The 19,191-nt window shown below is 74.0% G+C and carries 21 protein-coding genes; 9 read left to right on the forward strand and 12 right to left on the reverse strand.

Annotated features, from left to right (window positions below):
* The 6 genes from IEX42_RS10400 to IEX42_RS10425 form a co-directional block, all read right to left on the reverse strand.
* Positions 1–387, reverse strand: coding sequence for a Crp/Fnr family transcriptional regulator (locus IEX42_RS10400; protein ID WP_229660770.1), 387 nt, complete (start codon positions 385–387; stop codon positions 1–3).
* Positions 388–534: 147 nt separating this feature from the next.
* Complete coding sequence (locus tag IEX42_RS10405; RefSeq protein WP_188779709.1) at positions 535–3,261, reverse strand: tetratricopeptide repeat protein; 2,727 nt, start codon at positions 3,259–3,261, stop codon at positions 535–537.
* 121 nt (positions 3,262–3,382) lie between these two features.
* Positions 3,383–3,775 carry a hypothetical protein gene (locus tag IEX42_RS10410; protein WP_188779710.1) on the reverse strand — a complete coding sequence of 131 codons (393 nt, stop codon included), beginning with the start codon at positions 3,773–3,775 and terminating at the stop codon, positions 3,383–3,385.
* An 81-nt stretch (positions 3,776–3,856) separates the two neighbouring features.
* On the reverse strand, positions 3,857–4,831 hold the full coding sequence (locus IEX42_RS10415) for a bile acid:sodium symporter family protein (protein ID WP_188779711.1): 975 nt from the start codon (positions 4,829–4,831) through the stop codon (positions 3,857–3,859).
* A 37-nt stretch (positions 4,832–4,868) separates the two neighbouring features.
* On the reverse strand, positions 4,869–5,291 hold the full coding sequence (locus tag IEX42_RS10420; RefSeq protein WP_308422218.1) for a pyridoxamine 5'-phosphate oxidase family protein: 423 nt from the start codon (positions 5,289–5,291) through the stop codon (positions 4,869–4,871).
* On the reverse strand, positions 5,288–5,965 hold the full coding sequence (locus tag IEX42_RS10425; RefSeq protein ID WP_188779712.1) for a cobalamin B12-binding domain-containing protein: 678 nt from the start codon (positions 5,963–5,965) through the stop codon (positions 5,288–5,290). Before IEX42_RS10425 ends, IEX42_RS10420 begins: the two co-directional genes overlap by 4 nt.
* A 54-nt stretch (positions 5,966–6,019) precedes the next feature.
* Between IEX42_RS10425 and IEX42_RS10430 the strand changes: the two genes are divergently transcribed.
* From IEX42_RS10430 to IEX42_RS10455, 6 genes are all read left to right on the forward strand, one after another.
* Positions 6,020–6,463, forward strand: coding sequence for an SRPBCC family protein (locus tag IEX42_RS10430; protein WP_188779713.1), 444 nt, complete (start codon positions 6,020–6,022; stop codon positions 6,461–6,463).
* Positions 6,460–7,806: a cryptochrome/photolyase family protein gene (locus IEX42_RS10435; protein ID WP_188779714.1), complete on the forward strand. Its 1,347-nt coding sequence runs from the start codon at positions 6,460–6,462 to the stop codon at positions 7,804–7,806. The genes IEX42_RS10430 and IEX42_RS10435 overlap by 4 nt, the downstream gene beginning before the upstream one ends.
* A gap of 4 nt (positions 7,807–7,810) precedes the next feature.
* Positions 7,811–8,776: an SDR family NAD(P)-dependent oxidoreductase gene (locus IEX42_RS10440; RefSeq protein WP_188779715.1), complete on the forward strand. Its 966-nt coding sequence runs from the start codon at positions 7,811–7,813 to the stop codon at positions 8,774–8,776.
* Positions 8,773–9,231, forward strand: a complete 459-nt coding sequence (locus tag IEX42_RS10445) for a TspO/MBR family protein (RefSeq protein ID WP_188779716.1) — start codon at positions 8,773–8,775, stop codon at positions 9,229–9,231. Before IEX42_RS10440 ends, IEX42_RS10445 begins: the two co-directional genes overlap by 4 nt.
* Before the next feature lie 255 nt (positions 9,232–9,486).
* Complete coding sequence (locus IEX42_RS10450; RefSeq protein ID WP_188779717.1) at positions 9,487–11,160, forward strand: DUF885 domain-containing protein; 1,674 nt, start codon at positions 9,487–9,489, stop codon at positions 11,158–11,160.
* A 136-nt stretch (positions 11,161–11,296) separates the two neighbouring features.
* Positions 11,297–12,145 (forward strand): oxygenase MpaB family protein, encoded by an 849-nt coding sequence (locus tag IEX42_RS10455; RefSeq protein WP_229660771.1) that lies wholly within the window; start codon positions 11,297–11,299, stop codon positions 12,143–12,145.
* A gap of 28 nt (positions 12,146–12,173) precedes the next feature.
* Here IEX42_RS10455 and IEX42_RS10460 read toward each other — a convergent pair whose 3' ends face one another.
* Both IEX42_RS10460 and IEX42_RS10465 read right to left on the reverse strand, forming a co-directional pair.
* Positions 12,174–12,662: a GNAT family N-acetyltransferase gene (locus IEX42_RS10460; protein WP_188779718.1), complete on the reverse strand. Its 489-nt coding sequence runs from the start codon at positions 12,660–12,662 to the stop codon at positions 12,174–12,176.
* Positions 12,659–13,582 carry an SGNH/GDSL hydrolase family protein gene (locus IEX42_RS10465; RefSeq protein WP_188779719.1) on the reverse strand — a complete coding sequence of 308 codons (924 nt, stop codon included), beginning with the start codon at positions 13,580–13,582 and terminating at the stop codon, positions 12,659–12,661. Before IEX42_RS10465 ends, IEX42_RS10460 begins: the two co-directional genes overlap by 4 nt.
* 120 nt (positions 13,583–13,702) lie before the next feature.
* Here IEX42_RS10465 and IEX42_RS10470 point away from each other — a divergent pair, with 120 nt between their 5' ends.
* Entirely contained in the window at positions 13,703–14,068 is a 366-nt protein-coding gene (locus IEX42_RS10470; RefSeq protein WP_188779720.1) for a VOC family protein, read from the forward strand.
* Here IEX42_RS10470 and IEX42_RS10475 read toward each other — a convergent pair.
* The 3 genes from IEX42_RS10475 to IEX42_RS10485 are packed head-to-tail and all read right to left on the reverse strand — an operon-like array spanning position 14,058 to position 16,905.
* A complete protein-coding gene (locus IEX42_RS10475) occupies positions 14,058–14,855 on the reverse strand; it encodes an ABC transporter ATP-binding protein (RefSeq protein ID WP_188779721.1) in 798 nt (265 codons plus the stop codon). The two genes, IEX42_RS10470 and IEX42_RS10475, sit on opposite strands and share 11 nt — an antisense overlap.
* Positions 14,852–15,859, reverse strand: coding sequence for a FecCD family ABC transporter permease (locus tag IEX42_RS10480; RefSeq protein WP_188779722.1), 1,008 nt, complete (start codon positions 15,857–15,859; stop codon positions 14,852–14,854). The genes IEX42_RS10475 and IEX42_RS10480 overlap by 4 nt, the downstream gene beginning before the upstream one ends.
* On the reverse strand, positions 15,856–16,905 hold the full coding sequence (locus tag IEX42_RS10485; RefSeq protein WP_229660772.1) for a FecCD family ABC transporter permease: 1,050 nt from the start codon (positions 16,903–16,905) through the stop codon (positions 15,856–15,858). The genes IEX42_RS10480 and IEX42_RS10485 overlap by 4 nt, the downstream gene beginning before the upstream one ends.
* A gap of 50 nt (positions 16,906–16,955) precedes the next feature.
* On the opposite strand from IEX42_RS10485, the gene IEX42_RS10490 reads away from it, so the two are divergent.
* Positions 16,956–17,951, forward strand: coding sequence for an iron-siderophore ABC transporter substrate-binding protein (locus IEX42_RS10490; protein ID WP_188779723.1), 996 nt, complete (start codon positions 16,956–16,958; stop codon positions 17,949–17,951).
* On the opposite strand, the gene IEX42_RS10495 is transcribed toward IEX42_RS10490, so the two are convergent.
* On the reverse strand, positions 17,939–18,361 hold the full coding sequence (locus IEX42_RS10495) for a PPOX class F420-dependent oxidoreductase (protein ID WP_188779724.1): 423 nt from the start codon (positions 18,359–18,361) through the stop codon (positions 17,939–17,941). The genes IEX42_RS10490 and IEX42_RS10495 overlap by 13 nt on opposite strands.
* 33 nt (positions 18,362–18,394) lie before the next feature.
* Between IEX42_RS10495 and IEX42_RS10500 the strand changes: the two genes are divergently transcribed.
* A complete protein-coding gene (locus IEX42_RS10500) occupies positions 18,395–19,189 on the forward strand; it encodes a mycothiol-dependent nitroreductase Rv2466c family protein (protein WP_188779725.1) in 795 nt (264 codons plus the stop codon).
* Positions 19,190–19,191 lie beyond the last annotated feature (2 nt).

The following is a 19,191-nucleotide window of genomic DNA, read 5'->3' on the forward strand; positions in this document are numbered from 1 at the left end:
CTACTTGCGCCGGTCGGCGGCCGCGTCGAGGGCCTCGGCGAAGGTCGGGATCTCCTCGCGCAGCCTCTCGACCGTCTCCCGGGTGAAGTGCAGGACGCACGCGTCGGTGGTGGTGACGACGGAGGCGTTGCGCAGCTTGTGGCTCACGATCGCCGTCTCCCCGACGACGTCGCCGGGCCCCAGGGTGGCGATCTCCTCCTTGCCCTTGCGGACCGAGAGCTCACCCTCCAAGACGATGTAGGCCTTGTCGGCGGGGGTCTTCTCGCTCATCAAGGACCAGTTCGCGGGGACGTTGACCTCCGTGCCGGCTTTGGCGATGCGCTTGACGTCCTTGTCGCTGAGCCGGTCGAAGATCGGGATGTCCCCGATCGAAGGCTTGCTGCTCACGCGCGCTCCTCATCTCATCTCCGACCCGCCCCGGGTGGGCGGACCGACGAGTCCCTCCGCCGCGGTGATCCTCCCGTGCCGGCCCGGGTCTGTCCAGATGATCCCCGCCATGCGCGGCCACCCGGCTCGTACGGGCGTCCGTGCAGGTCAGCGCTCGGTGAGGGCCGCCCACGTGGACTGCACCTGGGCGACGTCCTCCGCGGTCCCGTGCTCGGCCAGGAGTGCGGAGGAGGCCCGCGCCAGCGGCACCGCCTCCTCGGCCCGGCCCGCCTGGACCAGGATGACCGCCGCCTGGTGCTCGAGCAGGCCGCGCAGCCGCTTCTCCTCGATCGGGTCGGCGAAGCGGGTGGTCGGGTCGTCGGGCTCCAGCGGAGTGATGTCGCGCGTCTCCGGGATGATCGACCCGAGCGTGGACAGTGCCTCGGTGACCCGCCCGCCGCTGGCCTGGACGCCGGCGAGCTGCCGCAGGCTGGAGACCAGCCGGTGCCGGTCCCCCAGGTGCCGCGAGATCCGCGCCGCCGCCACCAGCTGCTGACCGGCCTCGTCGACGCGACCGGAGCGGGCGTACGTCGCGCCGGCCGCCTCGCTGGCCGCCGCGGCGTCCGGCAGCTGGTCGGTACGACGAAAGCCCTCCGCCGCCGTCGCGAAGTGCTCGGCGGCGAGGTCCGGCCGCTCGCAGGCGAGCAGCGCCCGCCCGAGCGCCCAGGCCGTCACGGCCAGGAAGGGCGAGCCCTCCCGCGCCAGCGCGGCGACCGCCGGCTCGAGCACCTCCGCCGACTCGTGGGCGTTGCCGGTCTCGAGCAGCCCGGTGCCGAGCACGCGGTGGGCCAGCGAGCGGCGGACGACGTCGGCGGGCCCGGCGCGCAGCAGCAGCTCGTGGGCGGCGTCGATCGCCTCCTCCCAGCGCTCGTCGGCGAGAAGCACGTCGCACAGCTCGGCCCGCAGACCGAGCGGGTCGGTGATGCCGACCTCGTCGGCGGCGGCGACGGCCTCGGAGTACGCCTGCGCGGCGGTGGTGAGGTCGCCTTGCTGCTGGGCCAGCTTGGCCCGGGTGGCGAGGAGCGTGACCGCGACCGGCACCATCTCGTGGGTCTCGGCCTCGGCCTCCGCCTCCTCCAGCAGGTCGACGGCTCGTGCCGGATCGGCCCAGACGGCGGCGTACGCGGCCCCCTGCAGCGCGGTCACCCGCCAGCGCGGCTGGCCGGCCTGCTCGAAGAGCGTGGCGGCGCGCTCGGCGTACGCCTGGCCGCGGACCGGGTCCGAGGAGCGGCTCAGCGTGAGCAGCCCCGACGCCGCCTCCTTCAGCTCGCCCTCGTCGACGAGCTCCTCGACCAGCTTCTCCGCCCGCGACCACGCGGTCCGGTCGCCCGCGACCGCCTGGCGGTGGAGCACGTCGATGTCGACCCGCTGGGCCGCCGCCTGGCTGCCGGAGAGCCGGGCCGAGGCGGCCGCGCTCTCGAGCAGCTCCTCAGCGAAGGCGGGGTCGCGCTGCGCCCGCTCGCAGGCCAGCGAGCGACGCTCGAGGTACGCGACGGCGAAGTGCTCCAGCGTCCCGGACGCGGGCAGCAGGTGGTCCCGGTCGACCGACCAGCCCTCGATGAGCTCCATGACCCGCGCCCCGTCGAAGGCGTCGCTGGCGCCGATCAGCTCGGCGGCGTAGCCCAGCGCCCCGGCGGGCAGCGCCGACTCGGGCGGCGCCGTCCGCTCGACCCCGCCGGCGAGCGCCACGTCGAGCAGGTCGTACGAGCGCGCCTCCTCCGAGGCCCCCTCGGCGTGCAGCCGGATCCGGGTCAGCTCCCGGACCCGCGAGCCCACCCGGTCGGTCCCGTTGCGGCGGTCGAACGCCTCGGCCAGCTCGCGCCCGACGGTCGCGAAGGTGCTGATCGCCGCGTCGAGCGCCAGCCCGTCGACGACCGGAGGAGCGATCCGGTGCCCGCGTCCCGCCCGGAGCACGCGGGAGGCGACCGCGGCGGCGCACATCCGCTCGACGTCGTCCATCTCCGCGGCGGCCGGGCCGTTGAGGAGCACGACCAGCTGCTGGGCCAGGCGGGAGGCCCGGCCGGGGCGCCCCGCCCGCAGGAGGTACATCACGTGGTCGGCCATCGCCGAGGCGTGCCGCGGTCGTCCGGCGACCAGCAGCCACCCGGCCCGGTGGTACGCCTCGGCGGTGTCGCCGAGGCCCAGCCGCGCCGCCCAGTCGGCGGCCTCGCCGTAGAGCCGGTGCGGCTCACGGTCGCAGGACCGTCGGCCCTCCAGCAGGTCGCGAGCCCGCTCGAGGGCACCCTGGAGGTCCCCGGCCTCGGCGAGGAAGCGGGCGTCGGTGGCGATGTCGCACACCGCGCAGTCGCTGAGCTCGTCGCGCGGGCTGCGCCGCCACACGGAGAGCCAGCGGTCGAAGACGGCCGGGTCGTCGATGTCGCGGGCGAGCAGGGCGCGGTACTTCGCGAACAGGTTCGGCGAGACCCGCTCGGCGCGGTAGCGGCGCTCGATGTCGGCGTACACGCGGAGCACCAGGGGCAGCGGGAGGGTCGTCGTGCGCCGGGTCCGCTGCAGCGCGAAGCGGCACTCCCAGAGGATCTCGAAGCGCTGCCGGTCGGTGAGGACCCCCGACACGTCTGCGGCTCCGTGCCCGTCCCCGTCGGCGAGGGCGCTGAGCAGCCAGGCGATGTGCGGCAGCTCGCGCTCACCCGGGCGGGAGGCGTCGTACGCGGCGACGAGGTTGATCCTCGCCTGCACCTGCAGGCCGACCCCCGCGGCGCCCTCGAGGTGGCGCGCGCTGTCCAGGGCACGCTCGGCGGCGGCGACCTGCTCCTCACCGGGTGGGAGAGCGTCGGCGACCCGGAGCAGCTGCTCCACCTCGACGACGCTCGACATGTGCCCTCCTCGTCCGCCCGGCTGCCGACCGGTCGGGGCCGGCGGCGACCGCGACAGGCTACGCGGGCGTCCGCACGCGCGGCGAGCCGTGCAGGTCAGGCCGTGGGCGGGCCCGCGCGGCTCAGAGCCGGGGCGAGCGCCCGAAGGACCAGAGCGCCACCCAGACCGCCCCGACGACCAGGGCCATCGCGCCCGGAATGTGCACCGCGAGGCTCATCCGGTCCCCGGTGGCGGCCTGGACGAACGTGTAGACGAAGACGATCACGGCGATCACCCCGGGCCACGGCGAGGTGCGCGTGCGGTACCAGTGCGCGCCGGCCGCGACGGCCGCGAACCCGCTCACGACGTGCAGCACGATCGCGCCGGTGGCGTGCAGGTCGACCGGGCCGGGGAACAGTCGGCCGGCCGTGACGAACTGCCAGGCGAGGTTGACCACGGTGAGCACGGCGAACACCTGCAGGGCGCGCAGCGTGCCGGGGCTGGAGGTACGGGCGGGGCCGGTGGCTGCACTCATCTGCGTCTCCTCGGGGTCACGGCCGACGATAGACCCCGGCGCGGACCCGTGGCTGTGATCAGGCTGTGAGTGCGCCGAGGGTCAGCTGCTGCCGGCCGTCACCGGCTCGGCGACGCCGGCCGGGTCGGGGCGCCGGGACCAGCGCCCGGCGACCAGCGAGCCCGAGACGTTGTGCCAGACCGAGAAGATCGCCGCCGGGAGCGCGGCGGCCGGGCTGAAGTGCGCCCCGGCCAGCGCGGCCGCGAGACCGGAGTTCTGCATGCCGACCTCGATCGAGACCGCCCTCCGGCTCGGCACGTCCAGCCCGGAGACCTTGCCGATGGCGTAGCCGAGCGCGAGCCCGATCAGGTTGTGCAGCGCGACGGCGACCACGAGCAGGACACCGATGTCGAGCAGCGTGTCCGCACTGCCGGCGACCACCGCCATCACCACGACGGTGATGCCGAGGACCGAGACCAGCGGGAGGACCTCCAGGAGTCGGTCGACGAGCCCGGGAAGGAGCAGTCGCAGCACCACGCCGAGCACGACGGGCACCAGCACGACCTGGAGGATCGAGACGAACAGACCGCCGGTGTCCACGGGCAGGAAGCGTCCCGCCAGCCAGAGGACGAGCAGCGGCGTCAGCAGCGGGGCGAGCAGCGTCGACACCGTGGTCATCGCGACGGACAGGGCCGTGTCCCCCTTCGCGAGGTAGACCATCACGTTGGATGCCGTCCCTCCCGGCGCGGAGCCGACCAGCACCATCCCCGCGGTCAGCGCGGGCGAGAGGTCGAGCAGGGTCGCCACGCCCAGGCCGGTGAGCGGCATGACGACGTACTGCGCCGCCACGCCGAGCGCGATCGCCCAGGGCCGTCTCGCCACGATCGCGAAGTCGCCGGCGCGCAGGGTCATCCCCATCCCGAGCATGATCACCGCCAGCAGCCACGGGACCGCGGGCCCGAGCGGGCTGAAGGTGCCGGGCGTCAGCAGCGCGATGCCGCCGGCGACGAGGACGATGAGGGCGAACCACCGCCCGGTGAACGCGTTGACGGCGGCGAGTCGGGCGAGTCGCGACATGCTCCGCACCTTCGCACACCGCCGAGGAGGCGAGGCCTCAGCGCAGGGACGGCCCGGCGAGCACGCGGGTCGGGGTGATCCGCAGGGCGACGCGGGCGGGGTTCTCCCGCGGCTGGCGGTAGCGGCCGGCGTACACCTGCTCGGCGTGCGCGACCGACTCGGCATCCGTACGGACCTCGGCGGTGCCCTCGACCGAGGACCAGCGGCGGCCGTCGACCTGCGCCACCGAGACCCGTGCCGGGCCGCCGGCCGGGTCTCCGGCGGCGACGTTGCGGGCCTTGCGGGAGCTGCCCGAGGTGATCACCCAGGCACAGCCCTGCTCGGGGTCGAGGACGCACCCGACGGCGACGACGTGCGGGGACCCGTCCGACCGCAGGGTGGTCAGGGTGCACAGGTGACGCTCGGTCCAGAACTCCCGGAGGCCGTCCCCCATCTCGTCCAGCAGCGGGCTCCGACTCACGCGGGCACCCCGCGCAGCGTCCCGTCGACCAGGTCGGCGGCCGGGACGGTCGACAGCGGCAGGAGGAGACCGGCGTGCCGCTCGGCCAGCTGCGCCGTCGCCGCACGACCGGCGAGGGCGATCGTCGTGCGCCCCGCCAGCCGGGCGAGGTCCTCGGCGGCGGCCTCGAGCTGGGCGTCGTACATGTGCGGCTCGCTGCCGCACAGCACCAGCACGTCCGCGTCACGGTCCAGCGCGAGCTCGACCGCCGCGTCGACCGGGGTGTCCGCCCCGAGGAACACGCTGTCCCAGCCCCGCTCGCGCAGCACGAGGTCGAGGGCGAGCAGCCCGATGTCGTGCCGCTCGTACGTCGGGCAGGCCAGCACCGCGGTGCCGCGCGGGGGTACGGGGCGACCGGCGGCCAGTGCGGAGGCCAGCCCGACGAGGCGGCCGCGGACCAGCCCGCTCGCCCAGTGCTCCTGGGCCACCGAGACCTCACCGCGCTCCCAGGCGTCGCCCAGCTCGCGCAGGAACGGGAAGACGAGGTCGTCGACCACGACGGCGACACGGTGCGCGGCGAAGGCCGCGTCGAGAAGCCCGTGGACGGCGCGCTCGTCGTAGCGACCGAACGCCTCGCGCAGCCCGTGGGCCTGCGCGGCGAGACCGGCCGCCGGGTCCGCGCGCACGTCGGTCACGACTACCTCCCGGTGTCCGTGTGGGGACGCCTCGATGTGGGTACGTTCCGAGACATGTCGCACCTTATCCAGCGCACCGTCCACACGTCCTGGGATGCGCAGTCCGTCTTCGACTACCTCCTCGCCTTCGAGAACGCGGTCGAGTGGGACGCCGGCACCGTCACCTGCCACCGCACCTCCGGCGAGGGCGGGGTGGGGACGACGTACGAGAACGTCTCGGAGTTCCGCGGGAGCAGGACGACGCTGGAGTACACCGTCGAGAGCGTCGAGGGCTCCCACCGCTTCGTCATCATCGGCCGCAACAAGACCGTCACCAGCAAGGACACCATCACGGTCGAGGAGCACGACGGCAGCACGTCGGTCGACTACCAGGCGGAGATGACGTTTCACGGGATCGCCAAGCTGGCCTCGCCGTTCCTCGGCGGGGCGCTGACCAAGCTCGGCGACGACGCCGAGAAGACGCTGTCCGAGGCCCTGAGCAAGCACGCCGGCTCGTGAGCGCGCTCCTCTGGCTGCGCCGCGACCTGCGCCGCGCCGACCTGCCCGCGCTGGGCGCCGCGGCCGAGGCGGGCGACGGCCGCGTGCAGGCCGTCTTCGTCATCGACCCGACGCTGTGGGGCCGCGCCGGGAAGGTACGCACCGCGTGGCTCGCCGCCAGCCTGCGCGCGGCCGTGGCGTCGTACGACGGCAACCTCTCGGTCCGCGTCGGCGACCCGCGCGAGGTGATACCGCGGCTGGCCGCCGAGCACGACTCGGTGCACGTGTCGACCGAGCCGTTCCCGTACGGCCGGGCCCGCGACGAGGCGGTCCGGGACGCCCTGCCCGACGGGGTCGAGTGGGTCGAGACCGGCAGCCCGTACGCCATCACGCCGGGCCGGGTCCGCAAGGGCGACGACACGCCGTACCAGGTCTTCACCCCGTTCTCCCGGGCCTGGCGCGAGCACGGTTGGCCGAGGCCGGCCCAGGCGCCGGCGAAGCTGACGCTGGCGGCGGCCGACGACGACGGCCGGGCGGCGCAGATGATCGACAAGGCGCTGCGCGAGGGGCCCGACGACCTGCCCGACGCCGGCGAGGACGCTGCGCTGGCGCGCTGGCGGGAGTTCCTCGACGACGCGATCGACGACTACGAGGACGCCCGCGACCGGCCGGCCGTGGATGCGACCTCGCGGCTCTCGCCGTACCTCAAGGTCGGCGCGATCCACCCGCGGACCGTCCTCGCCGACCTCGCCGACAAGCGCTCGGCCGGCGCCTCGGCGTGGGAGACGGAGATCTGCTGGCGCGACTTCTACGCCGACGTGCTCTGGCACCACCCCGACTCCGCGTGGTCGGACCTCAAGCCGATCGGCCTGGACTACGACGACCCGGCCGACGGCATCGAGGCGTGGAAGTCCGGCCACACCGGCTTCCCCGTGGTCGACGCCGGGATGCGGCAGCTGCTCGCGACCGGGTGGATGCACAACCGGGTCCGGATGATCACCGCCAGCTTCCTGGCCAAGGACCTGCACGCCTGGTGGCCGGTCGGGGCGCAGCACTTCCTCGAGCACCTGCTCGACGGCGACGTCGCCTCGAACAACCACGGCTGGCAGTGGGCGGCGGGCACCGGCACCGACGCGGCACCGTACTTCCGCGTCTTCAACCCGGTCACGCAGGGCAAGAAGTTCGACCCCGACGGGGAGTACGTCCGCCGCTGGGTGCCCGAGCTCGCGCACCTGGCCGGCAAGGCCGCGCACGAGCCGTGGGAGCACGACGACGGCTACGCCCACGACTACCCGCGTCGGATCGTGGACCACAAGGAGGAGCGCGAGAAGGCGCTCGACCGCTACCAGAAGGCGAAGGGGTAACAGCGTGAACCCGCTCGACCCGCTCTCCCGCGTCACCGACCTCGCACTCGACCGCACGCTGGTCGGCTTCTCCCAGGTCGGGCTCTCGGTCCGCTCGCTGCTGCCCGGGTGGCCGGAGGACCCCGCTCCGGACGCCCTCGTCGGCACCCACGTGGCCGTGACCGGCGCGACCTCGGGCCTGGGGCTCGCGACAGCGACCGACTGCGCGCGCCTGGGTGCCGTCGTCCACCTCGTCGTCCGCGACCCCGCCAAGGCCAAGGAGGTCGTCGCCGCCATCCAGCGCGACGTGCCGCAGTCCGTCGTGGAGGTGCACCGGTGCGACGTCGGCGACCTGGACGACGTACGCCGCTTCGTCGCCGACCTGCGCGACCACCTCGGCGAGACCTCGCTGGGCGGGCTGGTGCACAACGCCGGTGTGATGCCGCCCGAGCGCAGCGAGTCGGCCCAGGGGCACGAGCTGTCGATGGCGGTGCACCTGCTCGGGCCGGTGCTGATGACCGAGCTGCTGCAGCCGCAGCTCTCGCCGGGCGCACGCGTGGTGATGGTGACCTCGGGCGGGATGTACGCCCAGGTGCTGCGCCCCGACGACCCGGAGTACCTCACCGGCGACTACTCCCCCACCACCGCGTACGCCCGCAGCAAGCGCGCCCAGGTCGAGCTGCTCCCCGCGCTCGCGGCGCGGTGGGTCGACGTGCACCTGTGGGCCATGCACCCCGGCTGGGCCGACACCCCCGGCGTCGTGGAGTCGCTGCCGACCTTCCACAAGGTCCTCGGCCCGGTGCTGCGCGACGGCTCCGGCGGCGCGGACACGACCGTCTGGCTGCTGGCCACCGAGCCCCCGCCGCCCGACGGCGGGCTCTGGCACGACCGGCGGCGTCGGCCCGACCACTTCTGGGGCTCGAACAAGCCCCGCGAGGGCGCGGTCGAGCAGATGCTCGCGTGGGTGCTGGCGGAGACCGGTCTGTCGTGAGTCTCAGGCGCACCGTCCCCGCCGTCCTGACCGGCGCCGTCCTCGGCACGCTCGGCACGAAGCCGACGTCCGCGTGGTACCGCGACCTCGACCGTCCGTCGTGGGAGCCGCCGACGGTGGTCTTCCCGGTTGCCTGGACGTCGCTGTACGCCGCCACCGCCACCGCCGTCGCCCGGGCCATGGACGCGACCGACTCCTCGTCGGTGCGCCGCGACCTCGAGCGACGGCTGTGGGCCAACATGGCGCTCAACGCCGGCTGGTGCTGGCTGTTCTTCACCGCCCATAAGCCACGGCTCGCGCTGGCCGAGCTGCTGCTCCTCGAGGCCTCCACCGCCGACCTGGCGCGCCGGTGCGCGCGGGTCGACGCGGGAGCAGGTGCGCTGCTCGCGCCGTACGTCGGCTGGAACGCGTTCGCCGCCGCCCTCAACGCCGAGATCGTGCGGAGGAACGGGTAGGTCCCGCCCCCCCGGGACCCCGGGGGTCTCGACGTCCTCCCCTGCGACAGGCTCAGGAGACCGCCTCGCTGGTCGTCCGGTGGTCTCGACGTCCTCCCTCGCTAGCGCTCGGTCGGGCTCGACCACCTCGGCCGTTGGGCTCGACCACCTCGGTGGTTGAGCAGCGAGCGCCTCGGGGTGGTTGAGCAGCGAGCGCAAGCGAGCGCGTCGAAACCACCCCGCGCACCGCGCGGCGGGCGTCGTACGGTCGACACCGTGACCGCTGACGACGCCGCCCGTGACCTCGACGACCTGACCACGGCCTTCTGGGACCACTACCTGGAGTCGAACCCGACCGAGGCGCACCTGCTGGGGATCTACCGCTACGCCGGGTTCGTCGAGGACTCCTCGCGCGCGGCGGAGGACCGCACGATCGAGACGATGCGGACCTTCGCGAGCGACGCCGAGGCGATCGACCCGGGCGGGCTGGACGATCAGCAGCGCCTGAGCCGGGAGCTGCTGGTCCACCACGCCGACGACACGGCCGCGGTGCTCGGCGTACGCCTGCCCGAGCTGGGCGCGGACCCGATCTTCGGCCCGCAGGAGGAGCTGCCGATCGTGCTCGGGATGCTCGGTCTGCCCGACGCCGGCGTCGCCGAGGCGATGGCGGACAAGCTGCACGGCTTCGGCCGGCAGGTCGACCAGCTGACCGAGCGGCTGCGCGAGGGCGTCGCGTCGGGTCGTACCCCGGCGGCGTTCGCGGTGACGGACACGGTCGGCCAGATCGACGACTGGCTGGCCCGCCCGATCAACGAGGACCCGCTGCTCGCCGCGGTCCCCGCGCCGCCGGCTACCCTCGACGAGGCGGCGTGGCGCGAGCGGCTCGGGCAGGTCGTGGCCGACGTCGTACGCCCTGCCTTCGCGGCGTACGCCGACGTCCTGCGTACGGAGGTGCTGCCGCACGCCCGGCCCGACGAGGAGTGCGGCCTCGGCGCGCTGCCGGACGGCGAGGCGTCGTACGCCACCATGCTGCGGCACTCCACCACCACCGACCTCACCGCGCAGCAGATCCACGACATCGGGCTGGAGCAGGTGGCGAAGCTGGCCGAGGAGTACCGCGCCCTCGGTCCCGACGTCGTCGGCTCCGACGACCTCGGGACGATCTTCGAGCGGCTGCGCACCGACCCCGCGCTGCACTACGAGCGCGGCGAGGAGCTGGTCTCCGACAGCGTCGTGGCGATGGACCGGGCCTGGGCCGCGATGCCGGACTGGTTCGAGACCCTGCCGCAGGCGCGGTGCGAGGTGCAGGGCACCGACGGCGGGGCGAAGGCGTTCTACTTCCCGCCCGCCTCCGACGGCAGCCGCGGCGGCACGTTCTTCATCAACACCGAGGAGCCGGAGTCCTGGGGGCGCTTCGAGCTGGAGTCGATGGCCTTCCACGAGGGCATCCCCGGCCACCACCTGCAGCTGACCATCGCCGGCGAGCTGAGCGGCCTCCCCGACTTCCGCAAGCACCTGCACCACAACGCCTACGCCGAGGGCTGGGGCCTCTACACCGAGCGGCTGGCCGACGAGATGGGCCTGTACGCCGGTCCCGTCGACCGGATCGGGATGCTCGCCGCGGACTCGATGCGCGCCTGCCGGCTGGTCGTCGACACCGGCCTGCACGCGCTGGGCTGGAGCCGGCAGCAGGCCGTCGACTACATGGTCGACAACTCGCCGCTCACGCCGGCGATGGTGCGCCCCGAGATCGACCGCTACATCTGCTCGCCCGGCCAGGCGACCGGCTACATGGTCGGTCGGCTGGAGATCCTCAGGATGCGCGCCGAGGCCCAGGGCCGGCAGGGCGCGGGCTTCGACGTACGACGCTTCCACTCCGCCGTCCTCGACTCGGGCTCCCTGCCGCTGGACGTCCTCGACCGGGTGGTCGCCGCGCGGCTCCCGGCGTGAGCTGAAGGACGTTTCGGTGCCGGGGCGGGGTAGTCCCTGACGTTTGCGTGGACATTTCGCCCTCCGGACCGCTCGAACGTCAGGGACTATCCCGCCGGGGGCGGTGTCGTACGAGCGTCCGCGGCACGATGGACGCGTGCCCCTGCCGCTGCTTCCCGACGTGCGCGCCCGCCTCGGCGAGATGGTGTTCGCCAAGGTCGCCGGTGAGGACGGCCCGGCCAAGCGGGACCACATCCACGACTCGCCCGGTGAGCGGTGGTTCGCCGAGGACGCCGCGATCCGCGAGGTGCACGGCGACTCCTCGATGTTCGTCGGGGGGATGCGGGCGCTGCTGCTGCAGTCCCTGCACCCGCTGGCGATGGCGGGTGTCGCCCAGCACTCCGGCTACCGCGGCGACCCGTGGGGCCGTCTGCAGCGGACCAGCTACTTCCTCGCCGTGACGACGTTCGGCCCCGCCGAGGACGCCGAGCGCACCTGCGCCCGCATCCGCGGCATCCACCGCCGCGTCACCGGGGAGTACGACGGCGTGCCCTACGCCGCCTCCGACCCGCACCTGCTGCGCTGGGTGCACGTCGCCGAGGTGGACAGCTTCCTGCGCGCCCACGAGCTGTACGGCGCCCACCGGCTCTCGCCGACACGCAAGGACGAGTACGTCGCCGACACGGCACTCGTCGCCCGCAAGCTCGGCGTCGTCGACCCGCCGGAGTCCACCTCGGAGCTGGCCGCGCAGCTGGCGTCGTACCGTCCCGAGCTGCGCAGCACCCCCGAGGCCCGCGCGACCGCCCGCTTCCTGCTGCTCGACCCGCCGCTGCCGCTCGTCGCCCGGCCGCCGTACGCCGTGCTGTCGGCGGCCGCCGTCGCGACCCTGCCGTGGTGGACGCGCTGGCCGCTGCGGCTGCCGTACCTCCCGCTCACCGAGCGCACCACCGCCCGCGTGGCCGGGAAGGCGATCGTCGGCGGGTTCCGCTGGATCGCCGGCGGGTAGCCCGACCGGCTCAGCCGGCCCGGTCCGACTACGGAGCGACGGCGGCCAGCGCCGCCAGCGCGTCGCCGGTGACCCGCTGGGTGGTCCACTCCTCCTGCGGCCGCGCCCCGATCGAGCGGTAGAACCCGATCGCCGGCTCGTTCCAGTCCAGCACGGTCCACTCCAGCCGCGGCAGCCCGCGCTCGACGCACTCCCGGGCGAGGGCGGACAGCAGCGCCTTGCCGGCGCGGGTCCCGCGGTGGGCGGGCTCGACGTACAGGTCCTCGAGCCAGATGCCGTTGCGCCCGGTCCAGGTTGAGAAGGTGAGGAACCACAGCGCCATGCCGACGACCTCGCCGTCGACCCCGTCCGACACCGCGACGTGGGCGTACGCGGTCGGCACCTCGCCGAACAGCGCGGTCTCGAAGTCGGCGGCGGTCGCGGTCGCCTGGTCGAGCTCCTTCTCGTACGCGGCGAGGTCGCGCACCAGTGCCACGATCCGGGGGACGTCGGCGGTGGTGGCGCGGCGCACGGTCATGGCTGCGGAGCGTAGTCACCCTTCTCGGCGTACGTCCGGTCCCGGGCGGCGTACGCCCGCTGCTGCGAGGCGAGCGCGGGGCCCTGGGCGCGCGCCTCGGCGAGGACCGAGGGGGTCGCGGCCACCGAGGTCGAGCCCAGCGCGGGCCCGATCAGCGGGGTGTAGCCGCTCGAGTGGCCGAGCCGGTTGGGGTGGTAGGAGTCGGAGACCGGGTCGGAGAACCCGTTGAGCCACTCGGGGTCGTCGCAGACCGCGTGGCCGGTGAAGGCGGTGCGCGGGTCGACGAAGGAGAACCCGGCACCGCTCGCCGCCGTGCGCAGCGTGTTTTCGAGCAGGTCCGCGGTCGCGTTGAGGCTGGACTCGTCCTCGGGGGAGAAGAACGTCGCGGCGTTGCAGTCCTCGCCCTGGAAGAGCCGGGGGTAGCCGACGACGGCCACCTTCGCCTTCGGTGCGCGCGAGCGGATCGAAGCGTACAGCCTTCGCAGCGTCCCGGGCAACGATCCGCGGATGAAGGCGTTCGCGTCGGACACGGCCCCCGCACAGTCGCTGGCCCACGCCGGCAGCGCGCACTCGGTGATCACGTCGGCGAAGCCGGCGTCGTTGCCGCCGACGGACAGCGTGACGTACGACGTCGACGCGCTCAGGGCGCTCGGCTGCGACGAGGTCACGTCCGCCGCCGTCGCGCCGGAGCAGGCGCGGAAGTTCAGCGACCAGCCCTTCGCGGCGGCGACCGACGACGGGTAGGCGTACGTCGAGCGCTGGCAGGCCGTGCCGTCGTCGAGGTACGCGCGGGTGCCGACGCCTGAGGAGTAGGAGTCGCCGAGGGCGACGTACGAGGGTGCCGCGGCCTGCACGGGGACGGCGACAGCGGTGGCGAGGAGCGCGCCGGCGGCGCACCCGAGCCCGAGAGTGGCCTTCATGTGGAGTTGCCCTGCCCGAGAGGTGGTGTGACCTGTCGCACACCAGGGCTCGCCTCCGACCGCCGGAAGTCCCCGCGGTGAACGCGTGAGGAACCCTGCTCGACGGTGCATCCTGGAAGGGTGCTGACGACTCTCGTCCCCACGGTCCACTACCGCGACGTCGCCGTCGGGGTGGACCTGTTCGTCGACGGCGTGGGCATGCAGGTGCTGCACCGCGACGACGACCTCGTCGTGGTGGCTCGCGACGGGGTGAAGCTGATGCTCGTCCCCGGACCGGTCGGCCCGACCGACGAGCGTCCCGAGCTCGGGATCGAGACCGACGACATCGAGGCCGTGCACCGCGAGATCAGCGAGCGCCGACCGGATCTGCTGCACCCGAACCTGGCCGAGATCACCGCGCGGCCGTGGGGCGCTCGCGAGTTCGCGATCCTCGACTCGACGACCGTCGCGGTCGTCTTCCGCGAGTGGCCGCGGCCTACGCCCTGAAGCCCTCGCTGCGGGGAACCACCAGCGGCGTGCCCGACACCGGGTCCTCGATCACCAGGCAGGGCAGCCCGAACACGCGCTCCACCAGCTCCGCGGTGAGCACCAGCGAGGGGTCGCCGGTCGCGACGACGTCACCGTCGCTCATCACCACGAGGTGGTCGGCGTACCGCGCTGCGTGCTGCAGGTCGTGCAGCACGGCCACCACCGTCGTGCCCTGCCGGTGCAGCCGCGCGACGAGGTCGAGCAGCTCGATCTGGTGCGCGATGTCGAGGTACGTCGTCGGTTCGTCGAGCAGCAGCAGCGGGGTGCGCTGCGCGAGGACCGTCGCCATCTGGACCCGCTGCCGCTGCCCGCCGGACAGCTCGTCGACGCGACGCTCGGCCAGCTCGGCGGTGCCGGTGGTCTCCATCGCCTCGCGGACGGCGTCCTCGTCCTCGCTGCTCCACCGCCGTAGCAGGCCCTGGTGGGCGTAGCGGCCTCGCGCCACGAGGTCGGCGACGACGATGCCGTCGGGTGTGGTCGAGGACTGCGGCAGCAGGCCGATCTGCCGGGCGGCGTCCCGGGGCCGCACCGTGTGGAGTGCCTTGCCGTCGAGGAGCACCTCACCGGCCTGCGGCCGCAGCAGCCGGGCCAGCGCCCGCAGCATCGTCGACTTGCCGCAGGCGTTCGGCCCGACGACGACCGTGAAGCCGCGGTCGGGGATCCGCAGGGTCACGTCCCTGGAGACGGTGCGGTGCTCGTACGCGAGCGTGACCGCCTCCGCCGAGAGCCTCGACTCCGCGCTCACGAGGCCCTCCTCGCGCCGCGTACCAGCAGCCACAGCAGGTACACCCCGCCGACCACGACCGTCACCGTCCCCACCGGGACCTCCTTCGGTACGACGTGCTGGGCCACCTGGTCGGCCCCCAGCAGGAGCAGTGCGCCGGTCAGCGCCGACGCCACGAGCGGCAGGCCCGCGGACCGGGTCAGCCTGGCCGCCACCTGGGGCGCGGCCAGCGCGACGAACGCGACGGGACCGGCGACGGCGGTGGTGACCGCGGTCAGCGCGACGCCGACGACGAGCAGCGCCAGTCGCACCGGCTCGGTCGCGACGCCGTGGGCCCGGGCGGCGTCGTCACCGAGCTCGAGCTGCCGCAGACCTCGGTGGAGCGCGCCCAGGGCGACGCCGGCGACGCCCAGCGCGACCACGGCGGGGAGAAGGGCGTCCCACTGCACCAGGGAGATCGACCCGGCGCCCCAGATCGCCGCACCCACCGCGGTCTGGGTGTCGACCCGGAGCAGGAGGTAGCTGTTCACCGCGGACAGCAGTGCCGTGACCGCGACACCGACCACGATCAGCCGGAAGCCCTGGACGCCGCCCCGCCAGGCGAGGACGTACACCACCAGCGCCGTCACCAGCCCGCCGGCCAGCGCGCCGATCGCGGTGGAGGCGAAGGCCTGCCCGGTCACGGTGATCACCACCAGCGCACCGGTGTAGGCGCCGGTCGAGAAGCCGATCACGTCCGGCGACCCCAGCGGGTTGCGGGTCAGCGACTGGAACACCGCTCCGGCCGCCCCCAGGGCGCCGCCGAAGACGAGCGCCGCGAGGACCCGCGGCAGGCGGAAGTCGCGGACCACGGTCGTGGCGAACCCCTCGTCGCCCCCGAGCAGGATCGTCACGACCGACCACGGGGAGACGGGGAACGTGCCCAGACCGAGCGCGACGACCGCGAGCAGCAGGCAGGCCACCGCGAGGACGACCGGCACCGTCGAGGACGCTCTCCGGGCACGGGAGAGCAGGGGGACGCTCACAGGCCGCTCACCCGCAGCCCGCGGACCACGACGATGAGCACCGGCGCGCCGATGACGGCGGTGACCACCCCGGCCGGGAGCTCTCCGTCGGGCAGCACCAACCGACCGAGCACGTCGGCGGCCAGCAGCAGGCCCGGACCGAGCACGGCGCTCAACGCGATGATCCAGCGCTGGTCCGGCCCGACGACCCTGCGTGCCACGTAGGGGACCATCAGCCCGACGAACACGATCGGACCCGCCACGGCGGTCGCGCCGCCGGCCAGCAGTGTCACCGCCAGCACCGACAGGGCCTGCACGCGGCCGAGGCTCACTCCCATCGCCTGCGCGCGGTCGTCCCCGAGGGCCACCGCGTTCAGCGCCGGACCGAGGAGGACGGCGACCAGCACGCCGACCACGACGAAGGGCGCCACCACGGCGACCGGTTCCCACCCCCGACCGGGCAGGCTGCCGGACTGCCAGGAACGCATCGCGTTGAAGCCCTCGGGGTCGAACAGCAGCATCGCCGACGTGATCCCCGACAGCACCGCTCCGAGCGCGACCCCGGCCAGCGTCAGCCGGGCCGGGCTGGTCGACGACGGTCCCGCCGCACCGACCAGCCACACCGCGACCGCGGCGAGCAGGGCACCGGCGAAGCCGAACCACAGGTAGCCCTGCGGGGTCGTCAGGCCGAGCACGCCGGCAGCGATCGCGATCGCGAAGGCCGACCCGCTGCTCACCCCGAGGATCCCCGGGTCGGCGAGCGGGTTGCGCGTCACCGCCTGCATCAGCGCGCCCGCGACGGCGAGCCCGACGCCCGCGACGAGTGCCGCCGCCGTCCGTGGGAGCCGTTGGGTGCGCACGACCACGTCCTCGAAGGAGGTCCCACCGTGGACGAGTGCGTCGAGCACCGCCGCAGGGCTGATCGACCGGGCGCCGAGCGCGAGACTGAGCAGCACGAGCCCGGCGAGCGCGACCAGCGCCAGGACCAGGGCGCGGACCGCTCGCTGTCGTACGACGGCGGCCGACGCCGGCTGCCCGTGTGCCGCGGGCACCGTCGAGGTGGTCACCAGATGAGGTTAGCCTTACCTCTTCCTACCCCACCTCGGAGGTCCTCCCCATGCGCCGTCTTCCCCTGCTCGCCGTCCTCGCCCTCGTCCTCGGGCTGCTCGCCGGGTGCGGCTCGTCGGGCAGCGACGACTCCTCGGCCGGTGCCGCCTCGGGCACGGGCTTCCCGGTCACGGTGCCGAACAAGTTCGGCGGCACGACGCTCGAGGAGGCGCCCGAGCGGGTCGTCGCCCTCGGGTGGGGCGACGCCGAGACGGCGCTGGCACTCGGCGTCCAGCCCGTCGGGGCCTCGGACTGGCTCGCCTTCGGCGGCGACGGCCTCGGCCCCTGGGCGGAGGGCGCGTACGACGAGAAGCCGACGATCATCGGCACCCAGGAGCCGGACTACGAGAAGGTCGCGGCGCTGCGGCCCGACGTCATCCTCGACACCAAGAGCTCCGGCGACCAGGACCGCTACGAGCGACTCTCCTCGATCGCGCCGACGATCGCCGTCCCGAAGGGCGCCGACAACTACCTGATCTCGCCGAAGCAGCAGCTCAGCCTCGTCGCGCGCGCTCTGGGGCGCACCGACCAGGCCGCGAAGGTGCAGACCACGATCGACGACGCCTTCGCCACGGCCCGGAAGGCGCACCCGGAGTTCGCCGGCAAGAGCACGGTGGCGGCGGCGTACACCAGCGAGGGCTGGGGGGCCTACGTCGACGGCAGCGAGCGCGTCGGGTTCCTCGAGCGGCTCGGGTTCGAGCTGAGCCCGGCCATCAAGAACGCGAAGGCCGGCGACAGCGGCTTCACCGTGCGCGTCTCGGCGGAGAACCTCGACCAGCTCGACGCCGACGTCCTCGTCAGCTTCCCGATCTACGTCGACCCCTCGCAGATCTCCGACCAGGCGGCCTACCAGGCGCTGCCCGTGGTCAAGCGCGGCGGCGCGGTCCTCATCGCCGACAAGACCACCCAGTCGGCGTACTCCCTGGCCTCACCGCAGGCCCAGCTGTACGCGGTGAAGAGCGTCGTCCCGCTGCTCGCGAAGGCGGTCGCCGCTCAGGGCAGCTGACCGTACGCCCGCCCGGGCCGCAGACGGACGACCGTGCGGCCCTCGGCCACCATCGAGGCGCGGTAGGCGTCCCAGTCGTCGTGCTCACCGGACAGGGCCCGGTAGTAGGCGACGAGCTCCTCGACGGTGTCGTCGTCGGGCGCCTGCGCCACCGGCGCCAGTGACACCTCGCCCTCCACGACGACCCAGGACCAGAAGTCGTCGCTGGTGATGTGCAGCGCGGCCCAGGGCGTACGGAGCAGGTTCTTGTACTTGGCCCGCGAGGACGTGATCGAGACGCGGACGACGCCGTCCTCGCCGAGGTGGTGCATGACGTTCGACAGCTGCGGGTGGCCGTCCGAGCCGCGCTCGGTGACGAGGACCGAGCGGGTGCGGTCGCCGACGAAGGACAGTGCCTGGGAGAGCTCCATGTCCCCAGCCTGCCCGGTGGCAGGGTGGGTGTCATGGCCTCCGACCCGCACGCCACCGACGTCCGTTTCTGGTTCGACCCCACCTGCCCCTTCGCCTGGATGACCAGCAAGTGGCTGCGCCTCGTGCTCGCCGAGCGGGACTACGCCGTCGAGTGGCGGCTGATCTCGCTGCGGATGCTCAACGCGGGAGTCGACTACGACACCCACTTCCCGCCGGAGTACGAGGCGGGCCACACCGCCGGGCTGCGGCTCCTCCGGGTGGTCGCCCGGGCCCGCGACGAGCACGGGCCCGAGGTGGTGGGGCCGCTGTACGAGGCGATGGGCACCCGGATCTTCGACACCCCGCCGGACTCACCCGAGGGCGCGGACTCCGCCACGGGGCGCGAGAACCGCGGGACCCGCGAGTACGTCGTCCCGCTGCTGGAGCAGCTCGGCCTGCCCGCCGGCCTCGCCGACGCGCTCGACGACGAGTCCTGGGACGACCTGATCCGCGCAGAGACCGACGAGGCGCTCGCGCTGACCGGCAAGGACGTCGGGACGCCGATCATCTGGTTCCGCGCGCCCGAGCGCCGTCGAACCACCGACTCCGACGGCCCTGACGGCCCTGACGGCATCGCGTTCTTCGGCCCCGTCATCAGCCGGCTGCCCGCACCCGAGGAGGCCGCCGAGCTGTGGGACCACGTGGTCGGGCTGGCGTCGTTCCCCGGCTTCGCCGAGCTCAAGCGCAGCCTGCGCGAGCGGCCGCAGCTGGTCGGCTTCGGTGTCGAGGAGGGCGCGGTCGGGCAGACCGAGGACTGGCACGGCGGGAGCCGGCGCCAGAAGAAGTAGCG

Origin of the sequence: Marmoricola endophyticus (genome assembly GCF_014644415.1) — a bacterium.
In the GTDB taxonomy this organism is placed as follows: domain Bacteria; phylum Actinomycetota; class Actinomycetes; order Propionibacteriales; family Nocardioidaceae; genus Marmoricola; species Marmoricola endophyticus.